The following is a 20,998-nucleotide window of genomic DNA, read 5'->3' as shown; positions in this document are numbered from 1 at the left end:
CCTAAGCTAGTCAACAAGCACCATCTGGTTTTTCGGAATTTCAAGGATTATTTCCTGACCCGTCCGATAGGATTCCGCCATTTCCTTGTTCACAGTGAAATCCCCTATTGGAGTTTCAACAACATATTGATAGCTTCTTCCCAGATAGGTGCTTACCTTAACTTGGCCAGGTAAACTATTTTCCTGAACAGCTCCAGTGTTATCTTTTTCCCTGATCAACAGATCGTCCGGCCTGATGGCGCCTATTTTTCCCGTTGAATTGGTCATCTGCGCATCCTTTTGCAGCACAAATGAGTATCCAGATTTGTTCAGTTCGATTTTACCTTCATGATCCCTCCGCTTATCGAAGTCAATGAAGTTCTTGAAGCCGATGAAGTCAGCGACAAATTTGGTTTCAGGATATTTGTAAATGGTCGCAGGATCACTAAGCTGCTCGATGATCCCTTTATTCATGATAGCCACCTGGTCGGATATCGAAAAGCATTCTTCCTGGTCATGGGAAACATATACCGTTGTAATCCCCAGCTCTTGCTGGATACGGCGAATCTCGACTCTCATATTCACCCTTAAGTTGGCATCAAGATTACTCAATGGCTCATCAAATAATAGGATGTCCGGCTCAATCACCAGCGCCCTGGCAATCGCAACCCGTTGCTTTTGCCCTCCGGAAAGCTCTTGGGGATATCTCTTTTCAAATCCTTTTAAATTAACGATTTCGAGCACATTCATTACTTTTTTTTCGATTTCACTTTTGGAATTCTTTCTCAGACGGAGACCGAATGCAATATTATCGAATATCGACAAATGCGGAAATAATGCATAGTTTTGGAACACAAAGCCAAAATTCCGCTTGTTGACGGGCACTTTCGTATAGTCCTTTTCCTTGAATAAAAACTTCCCTTCGTTCGCCTGTAAAAACCCGGCAATTAAACGCAGGGTCGTCGTTTTCCCACAGCCGCTCGGGCCAAGAAGGGATACCAGTTTCCCTTTTTCAATTTCAAGATTGAAATCTTTTAATATATTCTGTTTGTTATATGCTACAGATATATCTTGTAAAGTGAATAAAGCCATCCATCATTACCTCCTTTATCGTTTTGTGAAATAAGACAATCCCATGAGCCGTTCTACTATAAACATGAAGAAAGCGGTTATGAACATGAGCAATACGGAAATGGCCGAAATGGTAGGGTCGAAGTAGTTCTCCACATACGTCAGCATCTGAATCGGAAACGTACTTACCCCAGGGCCTGTCATATAAACTGAAATGTCGACATTATTGAAGGATTCCAAGAAGGCGATCATGACTGCTGCCAGAATTCCTGATTTTATGTTAGGGAGGACGACTGTAAAGAATGTGCCCAATTTACTGGCTCCGAGACTTTCCGCCGCTTCTTCAATGGAAAAATCAAAGTTTGATAAGCTTGAAGAAATCACACGGATGATGAACGGAAGCATGATAACAGTATGTCCCACAAACAGGGCCGCATAAATCGGTAGCTGATAAGTCCCAACAATATAACGTAAAAATGCAAAGCCAAGAACAATTCCCGGTATTAATATAGGAGAAACGAAAAAGGCATTAATCACGCTTTTCCCTTTGAAATCAAACCGGCTTAATGCATAGGCAGCCGGCACTCCCAATAACAGTGCCAAAAGGTTGCCTCCGAGTGAAACAAGGATGGACGTTTTAAAAGCGACCAAAAACATTTCCACGTTAAAAATATTTTCGTACCATCTTAAAGAAAACTCTTCTGGCGGGAACTTCAAAATATTTCCGCCTTCAAATGACGTAACGGATATGATAAGCAAAGGCCCTAGTAAAAAAATGAACACCAGGAGAGTAAACAGGGCCAATCCTCGATTTTTTTCCTGCATACACCTCTACCCCTTTGGATTTAATTTTTTTGCCAAACCATTCATGATCGATATGATAAGAACTGTCACTGCAATCATTATCGTAGCGACAATCGATGCCACTTGCCATTCGTTCAATGTAATTGCGTTTTGATAAAGAAATGTCGAAATGACCCGCTGTTTCCCGCCTAATAAAGCAGGCGTTGTATAAGCAGTGAAGCTTCCTACAAAAACAAGGATGCTGCCAATGACCAAGCCTGGAACCGAAAGCGGAATGATTACCTTTGAGAATACAGCCAATCTTGAAGCTCCAAGGCTTTCCGCCGCTTTTAATAAGTCAGTCTCGATGTTCTCCATCACACCCACCAGCGTCACGATGATCAATGGCAGGAATAAATGGACCAATCCGATGATGATGGCAGTAGGCGTGTACAAAATATCAAGCGGCTTTTCAATCAAGCCCATGCCCATAAGCAGTTTATTCACGACACCGTTTTTACCGATGATCACCATCCAGCTGAATGAGCGGACAACAGGGCTTGTTAACAGCGGGAAGATCGTCAGCAAAAGCATGATGGCTTTTTTTCGTTGTTTCAGTTTTGAAATATAATAAGCTGCTGGAAATCCTAATAGAATGCAAATGATTGTCGTGAACAGACTCACCCTAAGTGTCGTCAGCAGAATTTCAATAAAGTATCGGTCTTGGAAAAAATCGAGATATCCTTGTATGGAAAAACCGCCGCTTTCATTAAAAAATGTCGTGCCAATCGTCATTAGGATCGGAATGATCATGAAAATCGTTAAAAATAGAACGCCTGGTAACAGCAGCAGGTATAGATAGCGTTTCTTCACCTCGGAACCCCCTGTTCGTATTATTTATGAATTGATTATGCGAATGAACAGGTCGAAAAACGCTTCCGCATCGACGTCCAGACAAACATGCGCATTAGGCTGCTTCATCAGCCTGTTTTGAAAGTCGCAAACCATTTGTCCGTCACAAAGCTCGCTTTTTGTTTCAACATCCACATAATATTCTTCTCTGGTGACAAGATCTTCTTGCAAAGCAATGGCTACAGCTAATGGATCATGCATCGCACATGCCCATATACCGTTACGTTCAAAATACCTTTTCCGATAATCTGATGTGCTTTTCCTTATATAGTCAGCAAGTTCATGGTTTTGAATCAATTGGATATGCTCTTCATCCAACAGAACCTTTCTCGTAACATCAAGACCAACTTGCGTGATGGATGCGAATCCCGCCTGTAATACGATTTTGGCTGCTTCAGGATCGACATACGTGTTATATTCAGAGGTTGGCGTGACATTGCCAACCCCTTTGACAACTCCGCCCATGAAAATGACTTCTTTAACGAGCTTGGTGATTTGCGGACATTTTTTCACCGCCAATGCTAAATTCGTAAGAGGTCCCGTCATGACAAGCGTCACTTCACCTGGAAAATTCAAAATCGAATTGATGATGAAATCAGAAGCAAATCCATCATCAGGCTGATTTTTGACTGGCATATCCTTCAAGGCTCCGCCAATCCCGTCTTCGCCATGGATCCGGTGTTCAAAAAAGGGCCTCCTGATAATTGGGCTATCTGCCCCCTTTATGACTGAAATGTCTTGTTCATTCAATAAATCCAATATTTTGCATGTATTCAATGTGGCTGTATCAAGTGATACATTCCCGTTCACTGTTGTTACCGCCAATATGTCGAATTGACGGCTTTTAACAGCAAGAATGATCCCGATTGCATCATCTATTCCAGTATCCACATCAAGAATCATTTTTTTCTTCATCAAGCACACCTCATTTCTTTCTTAGTGTGTAAGCTCACGATTCCAACGATCGATCCATTGTTTCGAGTTTTCATTAACAAACTTCATGTCCAATACACGCAGGCTGTTAATGACTTCATCTCCGTAGGTTAAGCCTTTCGCTTCCGTTTCAGAGAGCTTGACTTCCGTATTGACAGGAGAATCCACTTTCGCTTTCGCTGATTTTTCCTGAACTTCCTTGCTTAAGATGTAATTCATGAATTCGCCGGCCAATTCTTTTTGATCGCTGGCTTTAACAATATTCACTGTATTCATCACTGCGTAGCCGCCTTCTTCAGGGGAAATGAACTTAGCATTAGGAACGGCTTCCTGTAAATCGCCAAAATACATTTCCATGATCGGGCCTGCAGCGATTTCCCCTTGCGAGAACATGTTGACGAACTCTGATGTTTGCCCATATTCCTTAACCGCATTCGGCATGATCTTTTTCATTTGATCGAAGGCTTTATCTTCATTGAACTCTTTACTTCCGCTAACTTTTGAAGCGGCATCCAAAAACATCGGTCCAGTTGTTGAAGTGATGGATGGAATCGTGATCTTCCCTGCCAAATCCTTGCTCCAAAGATCTTTCCAAGAAGTGATCGGTTTACTCAATTCATCGGGATTATAGGCAATGCCAAATTGTGCAATGGTATAGGCTGGTCCAAACTCCTCGCCATTCGGTGCTTTTGCTTTGTCGTATATATTATCAATATTCGGAATTTTGCTGTAGTCAACTTTCTCAAATAACCCTTCATCGATGCCTTGCTGTGCATAGTAGTCGGATAAATAAATAACATCCACATCGCTATTCGCTTGGCGTACTTTGTTCAATCGATCTGCATTATTTCCTGAATCAACAACAATCTCTACATTATGCTTCTTTTCAAATGGCTCATAGACTTCAGGACGGAAGAAATCATCGGCGAATCCCCAAGTGGAAACGACTAATTTGGCTGGTTTTTCCTTTCCATTGTCCTTTGAAGAGCATGCAGCTAAAACTAATGTGAAAAGCGATAACATCATCAATATTTTTTTCATCATCCAAACCTCCAATTTTATATTGTTTAAACTTTCCTTTTTACTGATATAAATGTAAAAAAAGACAATCTTAAATAGAATTGAAATTCTACCCAAGATTGTCTTTTCTTTGTAAACAAAGATAAAACTTATCATTTGGTTCTCTAGCGGCGTTCCCTCCAGATAAATCCGAAGGGAAATCCATTTATATGATTATATAATTTTTTCCTTCAATACAATATTGGTGAATGCCAGCTGTGTCGCTGAGTCATAATCCCTCAGGACAGCTTCGATATCCCAATTCGTTTGCGTTTCCAGCTTTTGTTTTAGTTTCTTTTTATAAAGCAGGGACATATGAAAGTCAACCTCCTGCTTCAGGCTGGGAACTTCCCCTTCTAAAGCTTCAGAGCGCGGGGCACGTCGATGTTTGGCTTGAAATGTAATCACATTCTGCTCAACAGTAACCTTCAGCAGCGTCGTACCAAAGCCGAACAATTCCTTCGATACCTCATTATACATATGAGAAAGCAATTTTTTCGTTTCGTTAGAGTTTATCGCTAAGATGACTATCACCTGCCATACTATCGTTTGAGGTAATTATATATACTTTTTCTTGATTGCACAAGATAATATTCGGATTTTGCACAAAAAAATGTTTTTTTTTAATTAAATTGCACATTTACTCACCAATACACGAATTATAAAAATAAGCAATAAAGATTTCAATATATTCATATAACTTTTTATCCAATCCAGCACCCTCTATTAATGAAAACTTTTTCAGAGAAAAAAGCACAAGATTGAAAACAGTTGATATAACCTTGCACCGCATTGAAAACGCTCTCATGTGGATTTAATATAGCTAGTATAGAGCGATAAAAAATAAAGAGTATCAATGGCTCGTTAAATGAGGGAGGAATCATTATGAAGAAAGCTTTTGAGAAAGCACAGCAGTTCGGTAAATCTTTTATGCTCCCGATTGCCGTTTTGCCAGCGGCCGGTTTATTGCTAGGAATTGGCGGTGCTCTTTCCAATCCAAATACAGTTGAAGCCTATCCATTTTTAGACTTTGCTTGGCTACAGGCCATTTTCACGATCATGAGTTCTGCAGGGAGCATCGTATTCGGCAACTTGCCGGTTATTTTTGCAGTAGGTGTTGCAGTAGGATTGGCACGGTCGGATAAAGGTACCGCTGCATTGGCAGCCATGATCGGCTATTTTGTCATGAACAGTTCAATTAATGCACTGCTTCAAATAAACGGGGAACTTGCCAAAGAGAATTTGGCAGGTGCCGGACAAGGAATGGCGGTCGGGATCCAAACACTGGAGACCGGTGTGTTTGGCGGTATCGTAGTAGGTATCGTTGCCGCACTTTTGCACAATAAATATAATAAAATTCAGCTTCCGCAAGTGTTAGGTTTTTTCGGGGGTTCACGTTTCATTCCCATCATCGTTTCCTTCGCGTCCATCTTGGTTGGAGCCGTGCTTTTTATCGTATGGCCTTATTTCCAACTTTTCATAAACCAATTAGGTGCGCTGGTAACGAGCACAGGTACGATCGGGACTTTCTTTTACGGATTCATATTACGGATGCTCGGACCGTTAGGGTTGCACCATATTTTCTACCTTCCCTTCTGGCAAACAGCATTAGGCGGAACGATGGAGATTAAAGGGCAGATTGTCAGCGGGACCCAGAATATCTTCTTTGCGCAATTGGCCGACCCAACTACCGTCAAATATTATGAGGGTGTTTCCCGGTTCATGTCCGGACGGTTCATCACGATGATGTTTGGTTTACCTGGAGCGGCATTGGCCATTTATCATTGCGCTAAACCTAAAAATAAGAAAGTCGTGGCCGGTTTGCTTCTTTCAGCTGCATTGACCTCTTTCTTAACAGGCATCACCGAGCCGCTTGAATTCAGTTTCTTATTTGTCGCACCGATCCTTTATGTTTTTCATGCCTTGTTTGACGGACTTGCCTTCATGATGGCAGATATATTCAATATAACGATCGGTCAAACCTTTTCTGGAGGATTCATTGATTTTACTTTATTCGGGATACTCCAGGGCATCAGTAAAACAAACTGGATTTATGTACTTCTCGTCGGCATTCCGTGGTTTTTCTTATACTACTTCACTTTTAAATTCTTGATCAGGAAGAAGAATTTGAAAGTGGTCGGACGTGAAGATGATGAACAGGCCGCTGTTACACAAGTAACGGCATCAGAAAGAACCCAGACCATTGTTAACGGATTAGGCGGACAGGAAAATATCGATATAGTCGATTGCTGTGCAACCCGTCTGCGTGTCACCGTAAAGGATGAATCATTGGTGAAAGAAGACATCATTAAACAAACCGGTTCAAAAGGTGTCGTAAAAAAAGGAAATGGCATTCAAATAGTTTACGGTCCCCAAGTGACGATCATCAAAAATGAAGTGGAAGAATACTTGGGTCATTGAGAATATAGACAACGATAAGGACGTGTTAAACATGCAACAGGTGCTGGATAAAATTCACAAAGGCTTAATTGTATCATGTCAAGCATTGGAGAATGAGCCGCTGCACAGCTCTTTTATTATGGGACGCATGGCCATTGCTGCCAAAGAAGGCGGTGCGAAGTGCATTCGCGCAAACTCTGTAGCTGACATAATCGAAATCAAGAAAAATGTGGACCTTCCAGTCATAGGGATCATTAAACAGGTTTATGGACAAAACGATGTCTATATCACTCCCACCATGGACGAAATAGATGCATTGATGGAAACCAAAGCGGAAATCATTGCGACGGATGCTACATCCCGGGTAAGGCCGGACGGTAAAACGCTAAAGCAGTTTTATGGTGAAATAAGAGCAAAATATCCGGATGTTTTACTAATGGCCGATGTATCCACCATCGAGGAAGCCATATACGCTGACGCTTTAGGATTCGATATTGTGGCGCCCACTTTATACGGCTATACGAACGAAACGTTCGGCCAGAAAATATATCAGGATGACTACGCTTTGCTCAAGGAGATAGTAAAAGCAGTGAAAAAAGCGAAAGTGATCGCTGAAGGAAATGTCATAACACCGGAAATCGCCCGCTCTGTATTGGATATGAATGTCCATGCAGTAGTGGTGGGCGGTGCCATTACCAGACCGCAGCAAATCACTAAAAGATTCGTGGACGCTATCCAAGAATAGAAAATGGCAAATAGTAATGAAAAGACCCAGACTGACAGCAGTTTGGGTCTTTTTTTCGATTCAAATTGCTGTAAACGTTCCTCCGGTTATTGACGTCCGTACTGGATACATTAAACTATGAATACATATAAGAAATTTTGAAATGGGTGATTCAATGGAATATTTAGCAGAAAACCTTATATATGGCATAGAGTGCAGCATGGACAAGTTCACCAAAACAGAGGAAGAATTGGCCAATTATATTCTGCAGCGCCCTGAAGAAGTAAGTCAGTTAACCATTAGTCAAATAGCTAAAAAGCTTCATATTTCACCTGCAACGATTACGCGTTTCTGCCAAAAATTAGCCTTTTCTGGGTTTAATGAGTTCAGGCATGAGTTAAAAAGGTTCGTGGATCTCCGAAAAACACCGAAAAATATGAAGGACATCAAGCAAGTGGATTATTTCGCTAAACTGTATCAAGATCACTTAGGCATCATAGATAATACCTTTCATATAACCACATATGACGATATCCAGAAAGCGGTATCTTTCCTTACACAGGCAAATAAGATACATGTATATGGAATAGGGAGTTCGGGTTTAGCGGCCCAGGAGTTCAAATCCAAGTTTTTCCGGATTGGCTTATCTGTTGAGGCTATTACAGATCCCCACCAGTCAATGATGGACGCTGCTTTAAGTAACGAGAAAAGTGTTGTCATCGGCATTTCCATTTCCGGAACGACTAAAGAAGTGATTTCAGCAGTTAAAATCGCAAAGAAGCAAGGCTCGCGCATCTTGGTCTTTACTGGAGATAAGAATTCCGAGCTCTCACTGCTTGGCGATCTATCGCTATTGGTCACGAGCAAAAACAGCATGCATATGGGACAAAACATCTCTCCATTGCTTCCGCTACTATTACTTTTTGATTTAATATATACAGAGCTGGTTGCTAAAGATTATAAAAACAGGATAAGCATCAGGGAAAAGACTTTAAAGGTATTAACCGAGAACGACTGACTTTCGGCATCTGAAAGCCATTTTCGTTATTCATCATATAAAAAAACTGCATCTCCAATTGGTTAGATGTTACTGACAATTGGAGTGCAATTCACTTTAATTTTTTATGTTCCTATTAAGCTAAATTCCTTATTACCGGAATGGTACTTTCTTGGAGGCTCTCGGAAAGCAGACTATACGCAACTACTTTCTTCTTGTACTGTTTGACTACATCCACATGGTCGTTGTAACTGTACACAAATAATCTAACATCGTTTTTCCCTCTTTTAGTATCAATGACTATTGGAGTCCCACTGTTCTCTGGATGTAAAAACAATTGCTCGTTCCCGGGGAATATATGATTTTTTTTCAAAAACTTAGCTTCGTTAAAATAATTAATTACTTGAATTTTGTCTTCACCTTCCAAACGTTTTCCATCAAAGGTTATGATTGAATTCGCGTCACTAATTTCTGAATGTATTTTAAATTTACTCATAATCCAATTCACTGCATCGGTTGGAAGACAGGTAACTAATAATTTAAGCAAACTTAAGATAATTGTCAAAATCAATACAGGCAATGTCATATTTGATCATCTCCGCTACATTATTATTTTAAGAGGCGGTCAGTTTTTCTTTGAAGTGACCGTTCTATTAACGTTTCATTTTTTTTTAGGTATCTATCAGATTCTTTTTGTTCATATTTCCGTAACATTTGTGAACAAATTCACATTTTTTTACAAGCAAATAGAGTATGTCTTACGAATCAAGGCAATATTTCTATGCATTTTGATATACTATTATAATAATCATTCACGCTTTCTTAGGCTGATTTTATTACGAAGTAGATGATACCCACAGTTAATACTAGCGCAAGACCAATATAAATATAACTAAGGTTCAACAAATTCCCTCTCGTTGCTGCAGAATAATTACTATCACTCTTCCCCGTTAATGAAAGGGTGCCAACCAGAGCAACTAAACTAATGGCTACTACTAATATTACACTTATCGTCATGATTCAACGCCTCCAAATATTATTATCCATTACCTTGATCCATTTAAAATCATTCCGATTCCCATCGTAGATCGCAGTGTAACTACATAAAGAGATCGCAAAATTACAGGTAGATCGCTCTTCGTGTTTACTGAGTAAATATATTAGTAAAACCCTTCCCCTCTATAATAAAAGAACAACCATTTTTAGGACCATCCAATCAAGGGAAATTTTCACCATCCACTTTTTGAATACTCTCTAATATCCATACTAAAGCCCCAAAGCGCCACTGAAGAAATCGCTAAGATACCGCGTAATGCAGGAACTCAGGCCTGACTTGTATCCACAAAAAAGACCTTCAACTCCTCGGGTATAGTTACAATTTGAGATGTTGATTTCCACTCCAGGCACTCGCTTTCCGCGGGCGGTCCGGGAGCCTCCTCGGCGCTCGCCTGCGGGGTCTCCCTTCGACGCGCTTTTCCCGCAGGAGTCTCGTACCTTACGTTCCAATCAACTTTGTTTTAAAATCATGGTTCGAAATGGTCTCATCCTGAACCATGATTTTAAAGAAGACCTGATTATCCTTCATGTTTTTTTATTTTTTATATGGATGAAACCCTCATTAGGTTGAAAAAATTTGCGACACTCCTGCCGAATTACTAGCTAGCCGAGACCCCACAGACGCTTGCGTCGAGGAGGCTTGCGTCGAGGAGGCTTGGCAGACAGTCGGCGGAAAGGGAGCGGATTTCTGAAATCAACACTTTTTAATAAAAAAAACTGCAGGCAAACTGAGTTTTCATCAAGTTTGTCTACAGTCTGGATTCATTCTATTTCTATATATATCAAAGCATATGATTATAAACTTTTTACCGCCTCTGCAAACCTTTTGATGCCTTCGTGAATGGAAGCCTCATTTTCCCTTGCAAAAGTAAAGCGTACGTATCCCTCATCTGTACCTAGCGTTGAACCCGGAACATATATGACTCCCCTTTTGATGGATTCCTCCAGTAACTTTATTTCGTTCAATGGCACTTTCAGCTTACACCACAAATGAATTCCGCCATTTGGCGAATAATATTCAACTTTTTTTGGCAGGAATTGTTGAAGACTCGAAACCATTGCATCCCTTCTATTTTCCAGATGCCCCCTTAAGCCGGCAATATGGGCAGGAAAATACTCTGAATCCAAAAAATCGTTTGCTATCCATTGAGTGTATGAGCCATGACCGAAGTCAACCTGCTGCTTAGCATCAGATAGTCTATCTATGACTGGTTTCGGTCCTATAATCCACCCAATTCTTAAACCGGAAGCAACAATTTTTGACAAAGAGCTTATATATAAAACATTTCCGTTGTTGTCCATCGATTTAAGAGTGGAAATTTCTTCCCCGGCAAAGGACGTTAAACTATAAGGATCGTCTTCTATGACCGGTATTCCATATTCGGATGAAAGCTCAAGAATCCTTTTACGGCGGTTGATATGAAGGACAGTTCCTGTAGGATTTTGAAATATAGGGTTCAAAAAAATCATCCTGATCCGATGTTTTTTATGGAGTTCCAGTAAGTCCTCTGGGTTGATGCCATCTTTATCAACCGGCAAAGGAAAAGTTCTTAGCCCCGCGGATTGAAAGATGGGAAGGTTGTAACTATATGATGGATCTTCCAATACAACGGCATCCCCTGGCTTTAACAAGCATTGGACCACCAGATGCAGGGCTTGCTGTGCACCAGAAGTAATGAGTATAGAAGATGGATCCGTGTCAATTCTCCTATACTGTTTAACATGATTGGCTATCGTTTCCCTTAAAACCGAATTGCCTTGAGGGTGATCATAACCTAAGCTACCAATGAAGGACCTATTGGAAATGATTTCACGTAAGGATTGGACTGGAAATAAGTCTTCTGAAAGCTCCCCACTAGCTAAGTTAATAAGGTTATGCCCTTCCGTCTCTTTACGTATTTTTTGGGTTACTGGCATATTGGGCAAAAAAGAACCCGCTTCGATATATCTATTCCAACTAGGGATACGTTTTCGGGTAATTCCCCAGATATCCTTGCTGATCATCGTTCCGCTTCCTTTTTTTCGTTCTACCAGACCATTTGCTTCCAATTCATCATAAGCCGCAACAACTGTGCTTCTGTTAACTCCCAATTCACCTGCCAGGAAGCGTTCAGACGGTAACGGCTTATCCAATAAAAATGTTCCATCAGCAATGCCACTCTCGATGTAAGCTGCTATTTGTTTATATAAAGGTTTCTTGGATTTTCTGTCCGTTTTCCATTCCATAAGCTACATCCTTTAAAATGTTTAGTTAAAAGCGTCCTGCATTAATATCTTTCTCTACTTACTCATTCCCAAAAGTGGTAAAACCTTTTTATTCAGTATAATCTTCAGCAGAGATTATTGCACCCTGCCATCCTACAATATAAAAACGAAAGCCTCCATTTCTCAAAATGAAATGGAGGCTTTCGCTTCATCTTCTTCAACTATGCAGACTCCCCTTCAGCCAAGGGCGATTCAGATAGTGTCCAATCGGGATTTGAATCAGGCTCGTTTTCCTTTGCGGACCGTCTATCTTATAAAGTTCATCACACATATTCACATCAAAGCCGAGCAGCGGGTGCCCATTCATTCCGAGGGCTGACGACGCCAGCAGTAATTTCTGAACGAGCATCCCCGCCTCCATTTGCTGGATGCGGTATCCTCTATATCCAAGTTGCGTTTTGGAATGGTCCCGCTCACCAACTACATGTATGCAGATTGGCACTTGATGAAAATTCATGATATCGAGGGACATTCCGTATTGCAATAGGAGCCGGTGATCTCCTGGTTGTATCTGCCGTAATGAATGTGTCGTGCTGTCATAATGGTAGGCACCATCTTGTATGTCTTCCACATTATATAAACAAGCATAGAGGGAAACGCGATTTTCGTTGTTCCCGTTTGTTCCATCCAAGTCATTTCGATAGGAGAACGAAGCGGTTGCCTCCTGCAGGAGAGCGGCCAGTTGCGATTGACTGACTTTCCCGAGTACAAAGTCCATTTCAGGTGAAAATCGCTTCCGGCAAACTGTTGCCAAGTCATAGGACAACCGCTTCACGATAGGAAGGGCTACAATTTTCCCTTCTGATCCCGCCCCATTCTTTGGATGGATCCGCCGAAATGATTGGGTGGATTCGATCATGGATGCTTCATTCATTTTAGTCAGCATCGGAAATTCCCTGATCCTTTGCGACCGAACATAGTGTTCAGGCTGAATTCCCTTCAATTCCAGCAATAATTCCGTCGAGGTGACAGGTCCGTCCTTACTCCTTTCTTCCCTAAATCTCCAAGAAGGCTCTGCCGATAAGGGAATCGCCGCATACGTGCTCTCTTCCTCCTCCGAAAGCCCGAGCAGATGATTGATGGCCCGATCAAGGAATTGGAAGCACACCCCGGCAGCGATTCCAAAGCGTTTCGCCACTTCGAGCAACTGTCCAATAAGCACGCCTGCATCAAGACCTTGCAGACGGTATGAAAAGTTATTATATTTGTAGAAGTTTTTCCAAAACATCGTCGATACGAAAACTGTGCCAAAGCAAGCGGACATATCAATGGTTCCACCAAGAGCCTTTGTTACATATGAATCGAAATTCCCTTCCCGCAGCAAAACAAGCCGGTGGTGCGCCGCATCATAATGGTATGCTCCAGCAGGTAATCCCTCAATCTTCAGGTATACGTACAATTCGCTTGGATACAAAGCTCCCCCTGATGGCGGGAAACGCCGGAATGACTGCATGAGATCCTCAGATTCCGAGGATCTCGGTACCTGACTGACTTGGGTCAGGCCATAGGCATACCAGAGGAAATGACCGATTTCTTCGAGGTCCTGCTTTGAAGGCCCGCTCTCCCCCTCGAGCGTCAGCGGCACCTCCAATGATAGTGGAAAAACAGGCAAGTCACGGTAAAGCTTATACGTTAGCGGTGCATCATCCCAATCCACTTCCCAATTTGGCGGACTTGCCTTTTCGATATCAAAATGTAAATTGTGCAAAAATGCCTCTAGACTCATCCTCCAACCTCCTACGTCACCGCTTATGGAAAAGGATGCGGATGCGGATTGAGCTGTTCGAAATCAAGCGGCCGTTCAGCATATCCAAGTTCCATCGGAACCCTCAGTATTCTCTCAAGGCCCGTTATGCGGGTAAGATGATGGCCGAATGTCATCGGCAGCATCCCCGGGATCAGCACTTTCACGCAATGTAGTCCATTCCGTGCAATTTCCGGTGTCGTCTGATCCACCACAATCACCTCGAGTTGCAATCGGCGAAACTCCTGAAGGATTTCCTGCAAATCTTCCGTCAAGTCCGGACGGTTCACCTTTTCCCCGTATTCTTCAGCGAAAGTTCGCATCGGGCGGTCATCATCCAGCAGAAACTGCAGTCGCTCTTCGGCTTGCGGTAAACCGTACAGCATGCCATGATCATCCATTTTCCGTACCAGCGAGGAATCATGCAGCATTTTCTCAACCTCATCCTGGTTCTCTTCCAATTTATCGTCAAGTGTCAGCATCATGCCAGCCAACTCGAAGACCGCGCTTTTCACAGCCCGGACCGGGTCGAGATGGGCCCCTGCCGCACAGATGATATTCAATCCTTTTTGTTTCCTGTTTTTCGCCAACGCCCATACGCTCGGTATACCGTGTTCCATCGTCGCATTAAACAAATGGATATCATATCCCGCTGCCGCCCTTGCCCTGTCAATCATCAGTTCCAGTTCTTTGTCATTTGCAGAATAAGGGTCAAGGCGTGTGAGGGGCAGCTGCGCATACCAGGTCAGCAGGAACGAATCACGTTCCACCACTTCCATGATGCCGTAGAAAATGGCCTCCTCCAAACTTCCCCCTAAAGCACAGCCATTGGAAGTTTCATAGACAAATCCATGACCGCAGCCCAAGCTGTAATAAGAAAGCAATTCCGGAACCAAGATCGGCCGCTCTTGCAAGAATGAGTGGCCCCACACCCAATCTATCGGGCGGTCAGGATTAAACGGTTGAAACGGGAAATCATGCTGTGCATAATTTTCCTTCGAGTGCACCCCTATTCTGATGGGATTGAGCGCAGAATCTTTCAAGTTGTTGTAACTGTCATGTATGACTGTCCGTTTGCCGCGGGGCTCCATTCCGCAATACCTTTCCAGTCCCTCCAAAATGGCCGTCATCTCACTGACCGCATATGAGAGGGTCCGGCCTGCCGCTCCCTCATCGCCTATGAACAAAGGTAAATTAACACTTACATCGGCAAATGGCGGCACAAGGTCTATCATTTTATTATTCAGGAATCCCATGCGGTGGTCCAAGTAATCCTTGGCCAGCACTTCATTCAGCTCATCCATTGAACGGGTTCGGTAACTGTCGGGACTGATTTTCGGACTTGGCTTCAACGAAATCCTAGCACGCTCCTTCGAGTCATCAGGTAATGTTGAGCAAACCGGACACAATGGATCTGGTAAAAAGGAGTGCCAAGAACCATTCAGCGTTTTCAGGCTGATTAAAGATACATGCCCCTCCGAACGGGCGCGCTCTCCTTTCATCACCTTCCTCACCTCTGCACAAATCATGTGGGCCATTTGTAAAAGGCCAGTGCGGGATGCCGCCGGATCACGCTCCATCCCCCCATTTTCCTCAAGCTGCTTGCGGATTCCCCACATTTCTTTTCGATCACGCCCGGCCATGAGATGCCTTTGGTCCGCACACTGTGAACAGCCAGGAACACCCGGGCGCACCAACGGCCCTACCACTCCCTCTCCAAATGATACGAACCCCCGCAGCCATGGAATGCCCGCTTGCCCTATCACCTCTTCCGCCTTTACATGGACAGCGGGATTCCAAGCATCTTGCAGCAGAAGGACCATCGCCGTGGTTTGCGGGATTCCTGCCTCGAAATCGGTTTGGCGATTCACCTGATATTGGCCGGACAGGTCCCAATGAACATGGTCAGCCAACACTCCTTCCCCGACAACCAATACGTCAGTTTTCACCCTGATTCCTCCTCTCGCAAAAACACCCCGACCACTCCTGCCATTTCTTCCTTCAAGAGAGGTTCCAGATTTAATTCGAAAACACAGATTCGCTTACTGTTCTTCTTCAAGACTTGAATGGCGGACTGTACTAGTTCGGAATTCCCTTTCACCCCGCATGAAGGAATCACAAGATTCACCTTTTCTTCCTCAAGAACAGGCGATGCCACTAAACCGGGAGCTGTGAGGCAAACGGTCTGGTTTTGGACTTTCATGACAGCCCTTTGCAACGCGTTCCGTAATGCGATCGTTACATTCAAACCGACAGCCCCGGACCAGCCATCGTTCGTTCCTGCCCAAACTACCGGGAAACCGGACACTTCCTCACCCAAGGCTATGATTGGATCTCCCTGCAGCCGGGTCAGCGCTTGTAAATAATACCTGCAGCGCTCATCTTCCACTTGAGCCAATTGCACCGTCACAAGTTTCTCCTGATTGAACCGCTTATTTAAAAACTCTGTATCCAAACTGCTTTGCAGTCCACGGCAAACACATTCAGCAAATGTTTCCCCTGCTCCGACACCGATCGATTCCTTTATTTCGTCTGCTCCCTGAAGCGGAGGAAGAGTCGCAACGAGCTGGCTGAGTGTTCGGGATGCATATGCTTCAACTCCTGCAAGACCGGTTTCCCTTCTAACTTCCTCATGCGTCAGATCTGAACGGATGATTTCGGGCAGGAGTTCGGCCGGACCGGACGACAGCGGATCAACAACCTGAACGCGGCATTGAGCCAGCGGCAGCTGTTTTAAATCCCCCTCATCCCAACGATGAAAAATTCCGGATTCCGAGGATGTCAACCGGCTGAAATACATAAATACCTTCCCCGGCTCAACCGGTTCCGAATTCTGTTCAAGCCGCCGTTCAAAATCTTCAATCCATGTTGCAGTCCCTTTTCCCGTCACCCCCGGGTGGGGAATGAACGGGTGCCATTTTCCTTCCAATGTATCCATATCCAACAGATAAAATTGATTGGCTTGTTCTGCTGTCGTAACTCCTGTAGCGTCTTTAAACCATTCAAATACCATTATATTGGCTAACATCGCTCCGGCTGTAGCGGAAAAAGAAGATGATGCCTGATTCTTCTCCAGCTCAGCTTGATGTAAACGGTGCCACGCTGACTCCCAACACCCCTTTGAATCTGGATGGACAAGCGGACCAGCCATGCCTACTTGATTGATGATCCTTGCAGGAAACAGGCTCTTTTCCCCTTGCCTGCAAACCGAATGAAGTTCTCTTAATTCCTCTATTTCACCCTCCTGTGACACATATAATATCGAGTCAAAGGGCCGCACGATCTCCTGCCATTCAATCTCTGTTCCCTTTTCAAGCACGACCTCCTCTATCGCAACCTCGTCGTCCGTCTTACGCGCATGTGCCACGATTTCATTCAATCTTTTTCTATTGGTCTGTACCGTGTCCGTAATGAAGATATGGAATACAGGCAATCCCGATTCAATCAGTGAGGACACCAATGAAAGGAACAATGGGCCAGAACCTATAGCCAACGCCTTTTTCTTTCGATAAATTTCAAAACGGTGAGCCCCGGAATCGCCGTAACTTTCCAGGAACTCGATTTGCGAAGCATACCTTTCAAGTACTTGATTCCTTAATTGATGGGGACTGTCCTGACTTACATCCCGAACAAACCCATTCCCGTACAGAACCTCGGCAATTTCCATTACCCGGTTCCGGTATGGGCCAGGCAATCCATCCGTCAACTCGCTTAATGTATGGTTCCCGTTGAACATCGGTAATAGCTTTTCAATCCACTGTACGATCGAGCTGCCCTCCATACGGAACGAACTTATGTTATTCCTGAAATACACACCTCTGTTCGGTTCCGGAAGAAAAAACGTGTCCCTTTTCACTTTCAAACGCATAGAAGGGGTCAAATTCACCATTCCGCTCCTCCTAACCCGATGCATTCTAAGTACTGCTATTAGCACAGCACTTCACTTTAATCCTATGTACGACAATTTGTCCCTTATGTCTCATGCTATAAAGAAAAGTCCCTGCACATGCAGGGACTTCCTTTAGAAAACCTGGATACTTAACCCCCGCAACGTCCGCAACGTCCGCCGCAACCGCCGCAGCGTCCGCATCCACCACAGCGACCACACCGACCGCCGCAACCAAAGCAACCGAAGCATAAGAAACAGCCAAAACAGCCAAAGCAGCCGCCCACACCAATGAATTGCCGGGACGAATCATCCAGATTGTACTGGTTTTGATCCCAAGGAACTGGCTGAGTTACCTGGAAATCATCGACATTCAGATTTTGCAATTGATTTTGAAATTCATACATTTTATATAACCTCCGTTTTTTATTTATAAGATAGTGCTTAGAACAGGAAACCTGAAAGAAATGGTCAGGGAATTTAACACCACGTCAAGTAATCCCTCCAACAAATTATGTCAGGGGAGTGGGTATTGCCACTGATTAAAGCGCCTAATTTCCTTGAATCTCCTTAAAACGGTTCAAGACGGAAATAGGATAATCACTATATTAATTATGTGGCTTGGTACAAATGAAAAACTCCGAACAAAGCTGTAAGAATCCGGAATTAACTTGGAAAGCCTGGGAGCTTAGCTTATCGACGCGAAATGGGCTCTGGTGCAAGTTATAAACATAGAACATCAATATCCTTTTCATCTATGAATTACGATGCTACTCCAAACAATTAATGTATGAATCCAATCTCGCTTCGGACCAAAAAAAAAGCCCTTGCACTAACTTATACAAGGACTTTATTTAATCACTTTGAATTTTCTTTTGGTAAGTCTAATGTTGGAGTACGATCAAAGAAATTCCACGGTTTTAACATGGCGTGTACCCATTCTGTTGGCATCATTGGCCATTCTTCAGCTCGTGCTACATGAGTTGCACCTGTGGTCATCCATACCACATTATCTGTATTGTCAATGGAACCGTTGTCTGCCGAATATTGTCCTAATCCTGTATCTGTTTTGCTGCGGTTCGGATATTTACCTTCCGGATAACGCTCATCCGGGTCATAATTAGTGACCCACAACTGCTTGTCCATAAAGTTAACTCGCTTAAAAAGCCAGTCATCATCACTAAATAAGGCTCCTTTGGCAATCGGGTGAGTGCCTCCTGCAAAAGGGATGATTTGATAGGAAACAGGATTTCCTACCTTATTCTCCTTATTAAGATTACTGAACAGTCGAATAGTGGAAGAATCAAATTTTTGAATCGACTCTTGCTCCGTCTTTACTGTTTTTTCTTCTGTTACCATAACACTTTTGCGTGGACCGCCCTCTTGATTTTCTTCTACCTTTGGATTAATTTCCATTAGGGAATTACTTTCGCCATCAACATCTAGGTCAAGCCTGAAATTGTAAATGTGCTGGTGAGTGGTTCCGACAATATTATTATCAAGCAAAGTACCATATTTTGTATCCTCTTTTGCAGTTTTGTCATGCATTGTTTTTGATTTAACACCTTTAACTGCTTCAATACCGGATGCTCCTACATCAATATTAATTATTCCATTTTGTGATAACTTCCAATCAAAGATATAATCATAGTTTCCTATTGTACTAACCCAGCGAACCACTAATTCACGGCGTTCACGGCTTTGATTTTCTTCTTTAAATGTCGCAAGGTCGGCATGTTTATATTCTGGCCCCGCATATTGTTCAAATACTGCAATGGCATTTTTAATAACGTAAGGATTGCCCGAGTTATCTGCAATTGTTGCATCTAGCAGCACGGCGTTTTCTGGTACGTCCGCTCCAAGTTCCAGCGGTGCAGTTAATGTGCCCATTCCATATTCACCAGCATCCAAATAGGACTTGAAGTACCAGCCAACGTCAGGATCTCCGTAAGGAACTATCATCCCACCCAGTGATCCTTCATACATGATTTTTCTTTTTTTCCCATGGTCATCATAAGTAACGGTTGATAACACAGGTCCTACCCGAGTATCCAATCGCAAATGGAAATCCCAGTTTTGCCAGCTAATCGTATTTCCTTTTATTTCATAGTTCTTGCCTTCTGGCTCGGTAATATTAAGCGGTTTTACATCGGATTTCTTCTCATAATCTCTACCATCATATGCGTTTAATTGCATCGGGATTGGAATGACACCATCATCTTCTACTTTAATAACCGCTTTCTTTTCAAGATCTACAACTGCGACCAAATTTTCAATTGGATGCGCCCAAAAATTCCCATCACCTGTATCCAAATAAGATACTATTTTCAATAGACGCTTATCATGCTCCAATTTATCTTCACCATCGAAATAACCTACTGTCAAAGGGGTCGCAACGACCTTTTTAGGGTCATCTATCCCCCGCTTTTTTAGCGCTTTTGCATAGTCTTCACTTGCTTCAATGGCTCCTTGAACAGTAGCAAAATCATCCATAATTACCATGCCCTGAACGCCGTCCATTTCATTCCATGAAACTAGTTTTTTTGATGATATATTCACTTCACCCTCAATAACTTGTTTGCCATTCAATGCAATGAACTCTGCTTTTCTTGTAAATGCGTTGTCTTTTTTCTCTTTATCGTACTCCCACTCCCACACTTTCTTTTTTTCGGGAAGCTTCAGTGTAATTTCTGTAAAACGAAGAGTATCTTTATATTTCCCTGCCTTTTTGATTACATTAACGACTGCTTTAATTTCTTTAGGAGTTAAAGGATCTAAAGGATGATAAGCTTCCTTTATTTTAGCTGTTTGCTTGATTTCAGGGAGAACTTCATTCACAAAATGATCCGTTACGTAGATTTTCTCATCTTTTTCTATTACGTTTGATTCGAGTGTAATCGCTTTTCCATTAATATACGCTTTATCAGAATCAGGTATTATTTTTATGACCGTATCATCTTTTTCGATGGTGATTTTTTTTGTGAAAAAACTCCAAAAATCAGATTTAACAGTTGCACCAGTACCTTCTAAAGCTGTTTCTAGCTTAATTAATTCCACTTCACCGCCATGAGCAGAAGCATTGTGATTATGAATTAGTGAATAAGGAGAGAATATGAAAGTTAGTGCAGTCATTACAATAATTGCTGCTTTGAAAGTTCTTTGCATTGTTTTCATAGAATGTTTCCTTTC

17 protein-coding genes are annotated in these 20,998 nt (G+C 42.8%); 3 read left to right on the top strand and 14 right to left on the bottom strand.

Annotation, left to right across the window (positions count from 1 at the left end):
* Positions 1-6 precede the first annotated feature (6 nt).
* The 6 genes from ACWF5P_RS23905 to ACWF5P_RS23880 form a co-directional block, all read right to left on the bottom strand.
* Positions 7-1,071 (bottom strand): ABC transporter ATP-binding protein, encoded by a 1,065-nt coding sequence (locus ACWF5P_RS23905; RefSeq protein WP_452445387.1) that lies wholly within the window; start codon positions 1,069-1,071, stop codon positions 7-9.
* Positions 1,072-1,086: 15 nt separating this feature from the next.
* Entirely contained in the window at positions 1,087-1,875 is a 789-nt protein-coding gene (locus ACWF5P_RS23900; RefSeq protein WP_101224382.1) for an ABC transporter permease, read from the bottom strand.
* Positions 1,876-1,881: 6 nt separating this feature from the next.
* On the bottom strand, positions 1,882-2,706 hold the full coding sequence (locus ACWF5P_RS23895) for an ABC transporter permease (RefSeq protein ID WP_101224383.1): 825 nt from the start codon (positions 2,704-2,706) through the stop codon (positions 1,882-1,884).
* Between the two features lie 24 nt (positions 2,707-2,730).
* Positions 2,731-3,660 carry a nucleoside hydrolase gene (locus ACWF5P_RS23890; RefSeq protein ID WP_101224384.1) on the bottom strand — a complete coding sequence of 310 codons (930 nt, stop codon included), beginning with the start codon at positions 3,658-3,660 and terminating at the stop codon, positions 2,731-2,733.
* A gap of 21 nt (positions 3,661-3,681) precedes the next feature.
* A complete protein-coding gene (locus ACWF5P_RS23885; RefSeq protein WP_402940754.1) occupies positions 3,682-4,719 on the bottom strand; it encodes an ABC transporter substrate-binding protein in 1,038 nt (345 codons plus the stop codon).
* A 192-nt stretch (positions 4,720-4,911) separates the two neighbouring features.
* On the bottom strand, positions 4,912-5,217 hold the full coding sequence (locus ACWF5P_RS23880; RefSeq protein WP_081113038.1) for a DUF2294 domain-containing protein: 306 nt from the start codon (positions 5,215-5,217) through the stop codon (positions 4,912-4,914).
* A gap of 405 nt (positions 5,218-5,622) precedes the next feature.
* Between ACWF5P_RS23880 and ACWF5P_RS23875 the strand changes: the two genes are divergently transcribed.
* From ACWF5P_RS23875 to ACWF5P_RS23865, 3 genes are all read left to right on the top strand, one after another.
* Positions 5,623-7,158 (top strand): maltose/glucose-specific PTS transporter subunit IIC, encoded by a 1,536-nt coding sequence (locus ACWF5P_RS23875; protein WP_434168663.1) that lies wholly within the window; start codon positions 5,623-5,625, stop codon positions 7,156-7,158.
* Between the two features lie 31 nt (positions 7,159-7,189).
* Complete coding sequence (locus ACWF5P_RS23870) at positions 7,190-7,882, top strand: N-acetylmannosamine-6-phosphate 2-epimerase (RefSeq protein ID WP_452445390.1); 693 nt, start codon at positions 7,190-7,192, stop codon at positions 7,880-7,882.
* 154 nt (positions 7,883-8,036) lie between these two features.
* A complete protein-coding gene (locus tag ACWF5P_RS23865) occupies positions 8,037-8,879 on the top strand; it encodes an SIS domain-containing protein (protein ID WP_434168662.1) in 843 nt (280 codons plus the stop codon).
* A 115-nt stretch (positions 8,880-8,994) separates the two neighbouring features.
* Here ACWF5P_RS23865 and ACWF5P_RS23860 read toward each other — a convergent pair whose 3' ends face one another.
* The 8 genes from ACWF5P_RS23860 to ACWF5P_RS23825 form a co-directional block, all read right to left on the bottom strand.
* Positions 8,995-9,444 (bottom strand): YfmQ family protein, encoded by a 450-nt coding sequence (locus ACWF5P_RS23860; protein WP_101224388.1) that lies wholly within the window; start codon positions 9,442-9,444, stop codon positions 8,995-8,997.
* 236 nt (positions 9,445-9,680) lie between these two features.
* Entirely contained in the window at positions 9,681-9,875 is a 195-nt protein-coding gene (locus ACWF5P_RS23855) for a hypothetical protein (RefSeq protein ID WP_101224389.1), read from the bottom strand.
* Positions 9,876-10,709: 834 nt separating this feature from the next.
* Positions 10,710-12,140, bottom strand: coding sequence for a MocR-like pyridoxine biosynthesis transcription factor PdxR (gene pdxR / locus ACWF5P_RS23850; protein ID WP_452445386.1), 1,431 nt, complete (start codon positions 12,138-12,140; stop codon positions 10,710-10,712).
* Between the two features lie 196 nt (positions 12,141-12,336).
* Complete coding sequence (locus ACWF5P_RS23845; RefSeq protein ID WP_452445385.1) at positions 12,337-13,905, bottom strand: SagB family peptide dehydrogenase; 1,569 nt, start codon at positions 13,903-13,905, stop codon at positions 12,337-12,339.
* Between the two features lie 23 nt (positions 13,906-13,928).
* On the bottom strand, positions 13,929-15,872 hold the full coding sequence (locus ACWF5P_RS23840) for a TOMM precursor leader peptide-binding protein (RefSeq protein ID WP_452445384.1): 1,944 nt from the start codon (positions 15,870-15,872) through the stop codon (positions 13,929-13,931).
* Complete coding sequence (locus tag ACWF5P_RS23835) at positions 15,869-17,812, bottom strand: putative thiazole-containing bacteriocin maturation protein (protein ID WP_452445383.1); 1,944 nt, start codon at positions 17,810-17,812, stop codon at positions 15,869-15,871. Before ACWF5P_RS23835 ends, ACWF5P_RS23840 begins: the two co-directional genes overlap by 4 nt.
* Positions 17,813-17,961: 149 nt before the next feature.
* Positions 17,962-18,216, bottom strand: a complete 255-nt coding sequence (locus ACWF5P_RS23830; RefSeq protein WP_452445382.1) for a heterocycloanthracin/sonorensin family bacteriocin — start codon at positions 18,214-18,216, stop codon at positions 17,962-17,964.
* A gap of 451 nt (positions 18,217-18,667) precedes the next feature.
* Positions 18,668-20,983 (bottom strand): copper amine oxidase, encoded by a 2,316-nt coding sequence (locus ACWF5P_RS23825; RefSeq protein WP_452445381.1) that lies wholly within the window; start codon positions 20,981-20,983, stop codon positions 18,668-18,670.
* Positions 20,984-20,998 lie beyond the last annotated feature (15 nt).

The sequence above is a fragment of the Peribacillus sp. NPDC055009 genome (assembly GCF_053608705.1).
This window is presented reverse-complemented; position numbering and strand designations above follow the sequence as displayed.